This window comes from Mesorhizobium sp. M1A.F.Ca.IN.020.06.1.1 (assembly GCF_004023265.1).
Lineage (GTDB): Bacteria > Pseudomonadota > Alphaproteobacteria > Rhizobiales > Rhizobiaceae > Mesorhizobium.
Map to the genome: position 1 here is coordinate 1 of NZ_RZSR01000245.1, position 6,896 is coordinate 6,896.

The window sequence follows — 6,896 nt, forward strand, 5'->3', positions numbered from 1 at the left end:
TGCTCAGTCCCACCTCTTCGGCCAACTCGCCGAAGGAGATGCGCGCGTCGCGCTCGAGTGCTGACACTATCTTGCGGTCAAGGGCATCAAGCATAGTCCGTTCTCCGATGTCGCGACAATGGGCGCTGATCGTACTCCAATTTCCGCTATTTGGATAACAGAAAGGAACAATGTTCAAGCCGGAAGCGCTATCCTTGGCTGCCTGCCGAACATGCCCGCGCGAGGAGGATGAGCCATGGACAAGTCGGACTATCACGCCCGCATCGAGGCGCCCGAAATGCGCGACTACGGCGTCTATCTCAAATGCGACCAGCTGCTCGCCTGCCAGAAGCCGCTCTCGCAAATGGTCAATGCCGACGAGCTGCAGTTCCAGATCGTGCACCAGGTCGAGGAATTGTGGATGAAGCTCATCGCCTACACGCTGGTCGACGTGCTCGACTATCTGGAGAGGCAAGACACGCACCGCATCATCACGCTGATGGGCCGCGTGCACCGGCTGGTGCGCATGATGACGGCGCAGCTCGATCTGCTGGAGACGATGTCGCCCAAGGAGTACCAGCAGATCCGCCTCGAGCTCGGTAATGGCAGCGGCCAGGAATCGCCAGGCTTCAAGCTTATCCTGCGCCTGCCGCCGGACCTCTGGCGAGCCTTCAAGCATTCCTATCTCGACGGCCGCGGGCTTTCCGTCGAGGACGTCTACGACGCTCACTACGACCATGGCGATGCTTATGTCGTGGCCGAGGCGTTGATCGAGTTCGACGAGCTGTTCCAGAAATTCCGCGCCAACCACCTCTATCTCATCCACCGCTCGATCGGTCTTGGCGCCAAGTCGCTGAAGGGTCGCCCGGTGGAGATCCTGGAAGGCGGCGCCCGCCACCGCTTCTTCCCCGAGCTCTGGGACATACGCTGCGACATGACCGACCGCTGGGGTGCGGCCTACGGCACCGTGCGCGACTCGATCAGCCACCCGCCGCACGCGAAGGCGGGCTGAGCTTTCCTCGCCCCGCGCGAACAGGGGAGAGGTGGCGCGGCGTAGCCGCGAGGGAGAGCGCCCTCGTTGAGCGCCGAGCTTTGCTGTGGGCTCGCCGTCTGGCGGTTCGTCCCGGCGTCGCCGGCGCCTCACCGGCTGCTGCGCGGCGACTCTCCGCGGCCTGCAGTGGGGGTGAGGAAACAAGTGAAGCAAAAATTCCAGCCCCCTGTCGGAATCATTGCCCTTCCTCCGTCCTTGGGCATCAACAGCTTCGAACCGGAGGGACAACGTGGAAACGCAATCGGCCTGGCAGACCGCCGCCATTCTCATCGCTCGCCTGATCTTCGCCGCCGTCTTCGCGATGGCCGTGACCTTCAAGTTCATGGATATGGGCGCCACCGCTGGCTACATCGCCGCCGCCGGGTTTCCGTTCCCGCTGTTTCTCGCCTGGTGCGCGGCGATCCTGGAGGTGCTTTTGGTGATCGCCTTCCTCACCGGCGCCTTCTTCACGCCGGCGGCGCTGGTCGCGGCAGTTTATGTGATCTTCCTCGGCTTTTCATTCCACGGCCCGTCGCACTGGACCGGCAACCAGGCCGAGTTCGGCTTCTTCGTCGATCATTTCACTTTCCTCGCCGGCCTTTTCTTCGCCGCCGTGCATGGGCCGGGCAAGTTGCTCGCCGTCCGACAGGGTTGGCCGGGCCGGGCGTGAGGCGCCGCCACTTCACATCTGATCGTTATAGGGTTCCTTCATCTGCCCGACCATGCGCGCCAGCTTGGAGAAGGAAGGCATGTCCGCTTCCGGCTGGCATTGGTTGGCGAGCTCGAGCAGGCGGATCGGGAAGTTGATCGCATCGCGGTTCGACGCCGAAATCGCCTCGGACCGGTCCTCGCCTGTCTCGACGGCCTCGGCCTTGCGCAGCGCGATGTCGATCTCCTCGACCGTCAGCACCCCCTTGCGCACCAGAGTATGGTTGATTGCCGCGACGGCCATCAGCAGGCCCTCGAGTTGCAGATTGGCGACGTTCATGGCGCTTCCTCCCATTGACCTCGCTTGAAAACGCATGAGCGGCGTTTCCGATCCGGGACCGCCTTAGGCCTCCATCAGGCGCACGCCGTATTCGGCCCAGAGCTGCTTGATCTCGCGGGCGCCCAGCGGCGGGGTCGAGCGATCTCCATAGGAGATGGCCACGGCGCTCAGATCATATTGGCCGTCTGCCTCGGCGATGAAGCGGATGGCTTCGCCAAGCGGGCGCGAATGGAAGACCGGATCCGCCTGGCCTCGGCCAAGACTGCGAACGCCTGAAATACCTGCTGGCGCATGCCGCATCCGAAAGACCGATGCCATGGCGGATTTGTCCATGCCCGCTCTCCGCGATTCCCCTTGGGGAATGATTCCATAAGGTCCGGCTAATGACCAGCCCAACCGGGCACACCAACGACAACCGGGCACACCAACCCGCCGCTATGGAAAGGCCGGGCTCTGGGCCCGGCCTCCTTCAGCGGCCTGCGCTGCGGCGGCCGTGGGGGCGCGATTGCTCTATCGGGTCCAGGGGCGGGCCCAGTCGTGGTCTGTGTCCGAGTTGCGCGCCATCGCCATGCCGATCAGCAAGCCGACCAGGCCGCCAAGAACCATGGCGGTGGAAACGGTGCCGGGATTCTGCTGCACGGTTTCGGAAACGCTCTGGGCCTGGCTTCGCAACTGCCTTGCCGCGCGTGAGGCGCGATCGCTCGCGCCGCCGTAGAATTCAGAAGCTCGGTCGGCCGCGCCGCTGTAGAGGCCGGAGGCCCGGTCGGTCGCGCTCTGGTACCACCCTTGCGTCGCACTGGCGGCTTCCTCGGCCTGATCGGCAAGCGCGCGGTTGAGCCGGCTCACCTCGCGCTTCAATTCGGCGATCTGCTTCCTCATCGCCGCTTCCGAAGCGGCTGAAGATCTGGCGCTGGTGCGCGAAGCGCTGCCGCTGCGGGCAGCGCTGCTGCGGCCCGGATTGCTTCGCTCTGTGCCGCCGCCCTGGGACGTCGAGCTGCCGTTGCGCGCGGCTGCTGCGTTCGTGTCCTTACCCTGGTTGGTTTCGTCGTCTGCCATGGGTCTCTCCTTGCTGAACTCTGCAACGGCTCACGCCCGACCTTGCAACGGCTCACGTCCGCCATGGTTCCCTTCCAAGCAAAGGGCCGTGGAGCGGAACTCCACGGCCCTCGCGCGACGAAACTGCCGCGTCTCGTTACTACTTGCCGCAATGATTATCGTTGACCGACGGTGTAGCCGTGCCAGGCGACGTGTGAGTTGCATCCGGCTGGGCGCCCTGCGGCGTCGCGGGGCAATTCCGATCGGCGTTCGAATTCATGCTGTCCGTGGTGATGCTGCCCGTCGTGCCTGTATCGGGCGCCATCTGATCAGGCGGCGGATTGGCAGGCGTGGTGGGGTCCACCGTGATGCTCTGGCCGCTGCCCGCCGTGTCGGCGGTACCGCCCGTTGCATTCTGAGCCATCGCAGCCGTAGCCAGACCGATGGTCAGAGCCGATGCCGCAAGAATCTTGATGAGCATGATCTTCTCCTTCTTGTGCGAGATCGTTTCTCTGTTCGGGAGTCTGTCGCGTCGCGACTAAGGGTGGAACCCCTCGGCCCGGAGGTGGTTCCGAGAAAAAATTTCTGGAACTTTCAGACCTGGGCCACAATTTATCGGTGCGCGAGCGAAAGTCGCTTCCCGGCAAGGCTGCAGACACGCAGCTAGGAAAATTTACCTAATTATATACTTGACGTACCAGACCGGATTTGCGATAACAAACGCAAGGAGTTACCACAATGTTCGATCTAACCGCCGAGATTTACCACGACGCCGACAGGGCCCGCGAACACTTGGAAGCCATCCATTGGCCGCATGGTCCGTTCTGCCCTCATTGCGGTAACGCCAATCCCGAGCGCATCACCAAGCTTGCGGGCAAGTCCACTCGTCCCGGCGTCTACAAGTGCAACGAATGCCGCCAGCCGTTTTCCGTGACGGTCGGCACCGTTTTCGAGCGCTCCAAAATCCCGCTCAACAAGTGGGTTCTGGCGTCGCATCTCTATGCCTCATCGAAGAAGGGCATGAGCGCGCACCAGCTGCACCGTATGCTTGGCGTCACTTACAAGACCGCTTGGTTCATGGCCCACCGCATTCGCGAAGCCATGAAGGAAGACGTTAAGTCGTCTGGCCCGCTTGGTGGCGAAGGCAAGGCCGTAGAGGTTGACGAAACTTACATCGGCAAACGCGAGACGCCTCGCAAGCCGTCGCCGCAGCGTATGGGCCGTCCCTATCTTAAATCTGGCGGCAACCAGAAGCGCACCGTCGTCGGTCTGGTCGAGCGCGGCGGCAGCGTTCGCATGTTCCATCTGAACGACGCCACGGCTTCGACCGTGCGCGATGTGCTGGTGCGCAACGTTGATCGCAAGTCGATCCTCTACACCGACGCCTCGCGCCTCTACACCCGTACTGGCGAGGAATACGCCTCGCACAAAACCACCAATCATGCGAATGGCGAATACGTCCGCTACGAAGGCGACGAGACGATCCATTCGAACACGATTGAGAACGTGTTTTCCGTCTTCAAGCGCGGCATGGTCGGCGTCTACCAGCATTGCGGCGAAGCACACTTGCACCGCTACTTGGCCGAGTTTGATTTCCGCTACAATCGCCGCGCGGCGCTGAAAGTCTCAGATGCAGAGCTCGCCGCCGACTTGCTTCGCATGGCGCGCGACAAGCGCCTTACCTATCGGCGGATTGGTGAAGCCGATCACGCCTAAGCAGAAGGCGCGAAAGCTGCTGGCAAAACGCCGTCGCAACCGTGAGTGATGCGACAATTTGACTCGGTTGCAGACCGCGAATCAGTTATCTCTGCGAAATTGCGTTCCGAATGAACGCGGTAAGGCGGGCGACTAAACCGAACCTCGCAGGAATTCGGGCGATCACCTCACCCTCACATTTTCCGAGGGCGAGGGCCGACGCGCGCCGTTTTGCATCCTCCCACGACCGCGCCGGTATCTCGATGTTCCATTCAGCGCCTTCGTACCGATAGCTGAACAGGAACGGCTTGAACTCTTGAACCAAAGGAACTGACCGCATGCATTATCGCCTTTACAAAGATAGCATCAATCAATGGCGCTGGCGTCTGATTGCCGCCAACGGCAAGACCCTTGCAGATAGTGGCGAAAGCTACTGGAACAAGGCAGACGCGCAGCACGCCATCAATCTCGTAAAAGGATCGTACAACGCTCCGGTTTATGAGTAATTAACCATTCTTCTTAGGCTTCTTGAGGGGCGGCGGCTTGCGTTCGTCGCCCTTCTCTTTGGGTTTATTGCCGGTCCTGTGGTCTGGCGGCGTATTCAAAAGGCGGCGCAAAATCTCGTCGCCCTTCCTCTCAACGGGCTTGTCCTCAGTGGACATGTCGATACACCTTTTCAACGACCTCCAATCGACCGCCGCCCCAATCCCCGATCTCTAAATCGGAGTTGATGGCTATCGACCTGTTTCGCTGCGAAACTCTCGCGCCGTTCATGTCCTCGAAGATAAGGAACGCCTTGAAGTCATCAATGCCTTTTATCTGAAGTTCCTTCTGGAAAAGCACAGCCTGGAGGACCGACACGTCGCTTACGCCTGCAAAAATGGCGATATTCCTGCCGTCCCTATGAGCCACCAAGATGTCCACGATGTATTGCGGCAGGCGAGGAATGGGGGCTTGGCCAAGAATGATTTCCGCCTCTCCCTCGAAGCGATCTTGAATGGCAGACGCGAGGTCTTCCTTGAACGTGCTACGAACCTTGTCTCGATTGAGGAACAAAAGATCCTGCACTCTGAGAAGGAACGACAAAAACTCAGGTATGCGTGAAGCTACGCGATCTATCGTCATCCATTCCGTAGCGAATTGGGAATCGTCATCGTCAAGGAAGGCGCGGTGCTCGGTAAGCAGAGACGCCAGCAGCGCGCGCCTGTTTTCGGAACCTAGGTCTAAGCCCATTCCCTGCAAGTCCGCAACGAGCAATCCGCTATCTTCAAGCCTCGCCTGCCCCTTTTCCTCGCGGATAAAGAACGTCAAAGGCTCCCCCGAGAACCACGTCCAAGGGGTGAGGACCGAATACCCTACAGGCACCTTGCGAACCTTAAACCCTTCGCAAACGACCTCGCAAATTTCCTCAGCGAGGCTCATATCAGTTCTCCTTGCGGCTCGAAGCGGTAGCGTCTCGCGGCCACCGAGAGTGCACTCTCCTTCGTCACGTCAAATGCTACAGAGCATTCGTTAATTCTAAAACGCGGCCACGCCCTGAAAGTGTCCTTGTCCCGCCAAACGCCGGCAAAAATTTCCTCTATCGGGCCAGCCGAAAAATGGCAGTGCCAGTTCCAATGATCGGTATGCAGTTCATGATGGCACACCACCTTTAGGTGCTTTGGCTCCTCCACCGCCAAGACCGCTCGATAGGTTTCCTTCTCCGCGCTGAACGCGATAAGGACGCGAAACTTCTTGCCTAGCGCGTCAAACTTTACGATGCGCCACGAATAACCCCTCCCGAGATGCAGACTGCTGGTAGTAAGTGGCCACGCCGACGGTGGTATCTTCCCCTCTTGCCATGCACCTATAGAGACATTGGACTTCTGAGCCCTAATTACGTCCACCAAACGCATCCGCTCGCTTCCCCGCCTTTAGTTGACGAAGATGTAGCGGACCACGAACCGGCCTGTCACGCTCGAATCAGTATAGGAAAATATCCCTTAGTACGTCAAGTATATAATTAGGAAAATTTACCTAAGAGCCTTGTCAGGTGAGGGCAGCTCTGCTATGATTTTATCCATGGTGCTGATTTGCGCCAACGACCCGCCAGCCGGCGGGTTTTTTTGTGGCTCCTCACCTTGGGGGCTTCGCCAGTTGGCGAGGCGACGGGACAGCATCCTCCTGTGG

Annotated in this window: 12 protein-coding genes; 4 read left to right on the forward strand and 8 right to left on the reverse strand. The window is 60.1% G+C overall.

Features of this window, described 5'->3' with window-relative positions:
• On the reverse strand, positions 1 to 94 hold a 94-nt coding region (locus tag EOA60_RS13255), incomplete at its 3' end, for an AsnC family protein (RefSeq protein ID WP_164899290.1).
• Between the two features lie 141 nt (positions 95 to 235).
• Here EOA60_RS13255 and EOA60_RS13260 point away from each other — a divergent pair.
• Together EOA60_RS13260 and EOA60_RS13265 are read left to right on the forward strand one after the other, a co-directional pair.
• Complete coding sequence (locus EOA60_RS13260; protein WP_067325194.1) at positions 236 to 991, forward strand: tryptophan 2,3-dioxygenase family protein; 756 nt, start codon at positions 236 to 238, stop codon at positions 989 to 991.
• A gap of 268 nt (positions 992 to 1,259) precedes the next feature.
• On the forward strand, positions 1,260 to 1,679 hold the full coding sequence (locus EOA60_RS13265; RefSeq protein WP_067325191.1) for a DoxX family protein: 420 nt from the start codon (positions 1,260 to 1,262) through the stop codon (positions 1,677 to 1,679).
• A gap of 12 nt (positions 1,680 to 1,691) precedes the next feature.
• On the opposite strand, the gene EOA60_RS13270 is transcribed toward EOA60_RS13265, so the two are convergent.
• From EOA60_RS13270 to EOA60_RS13285, 4 genes are all read right to left on the reverse strand, one after another.
• On the reverse strand, positions 1,692 to 1,997 hold the full coding sequence (locus EOA60_RS13270) for a hypothetical protein (RefSeq protein ID WP_066999393.1): 306 nt from the start codon (positions 1,995 to 1,997) through the stop codon (positions 1,692 to 1,694).
• A gap of 63 nt (positions 1,998 to 2,060) precedes the next feature.
• A complete protein-coding gene (locus EOA60_RS13275; RefSeq protein ID WP_095778279.1) occupies positions 2,061 to 2,330 on the reverse strand; it encodes a hypothetical protein in 270 nt (89 codons plus the stop codon).
• Positions 2,331 to 2,507: 177 nt separating this feature from the next.
• Positions 2,508 to 3,053 carry a hypothetical protein gene (locus EOA60_RS13280; RefSeq protein WP_095824495.1) on the reverse strand — a complete coding sequence of 182 codons (546 nt, stop codon included), beginning with the start codon at positions 3,051 to 3,053 and terminating at the stop codon, positions 2,508 to 2,510.
• A 139-nt stretch (positions 3,054 to 3,192) separates the two neighbouring features.
• Complete coding sequence (locus EOA60_RS13285) at positions 3,193 to 3,513, reverse strand: hypothetical protein (protein ID WP_095824494.1); 321 nt, start codon at positions 3,511 to 3,513, stop codon at positions 3,193 to 3,195.
• 257 nt (positions 3,514 to 3,770) lie between these two features.
• Here EOA60_RS13285 and EOA60_RS13290 point away from each other — a divergent pair, with 257 nt between their 5' ends.
• Together EOA60_RS13290 and EOA60_RS13300 are read left to right on the forward strand one after the other, a co-directional pair.
• Positions 3,771 to 4,748, forward strand: coding sequence for an IS1595 family transposase (locus tag EOA60_RS13290; protein ID WP_127335288.1), 978 nt, complete (start codon positions 3,771 to 3,773; stop codon positions 4,746 to 4,748).
• 317 nt (positions 4,749 to 5,065) lie between these two features.
• Positions 5,066 to 5,233 carry a DUF1508 domain-containing protein gene (locus EOA60_RS13300; protein ID WP_095824491.1) on the forward strand — a complete coding sequence of 56 codons (168 nt, stop codon included), beginning with the start codon at positions 5,066 to 5,068 and terminating at the stop codon, positions 5,231 to 5,233.
• Here the strand turns inward: EOA60_RS13300 and EOA60_RS37570 are convergent, their stop codons facing one another.
• Genes EOA60_RS37570 through EOA60_RS13310 form a run of 3 tightly spaced genes read right to left on the reverse strand, consistent with a single transcriptional unit; the run spans position 5,234 to position 6,622 of the window.
• Positions 5,234 to 5,389, reverse strand: coding sequence for a hypothetical protein (locus tag EOA60_RS37570; RefSeq protein ID WP_164748282.1), 156 nt, complete (start codon positions 5,387 to 5,389; stop codon positions 5,234 to 5,236).
• A complete protein-coding gene (locus tag EOA60_RS13305; protein ID WP_127335289.1) occupies positions 5,379 to 6,149 on the reverse strand; it encodes a DUF1828 domain-containing protein in 771 nt (256 codons plus the stop codon). Before EOA60_RS13305 ends, EOA60_RS37570 begins: the two co-directional genes overlap by 11 nt.
• Positions 6,146 to 6,622, reverse strand: coding sequence for a hypothetical protein (locus EOA60_RS13310; RefSeq protein ID WP_127335290.1), 477 nt, complete (start codon positions 6,620 to 6,622; stop codon positions 6,146 to 6,148). Before EOA60_RS13310 ends, EOA60_RS13305 begins: the two co-directional genes overlap by 4 nt.
• Between the last annotated feature and the right edge of the window lie 274 nt (positions 6,623 to 6,896).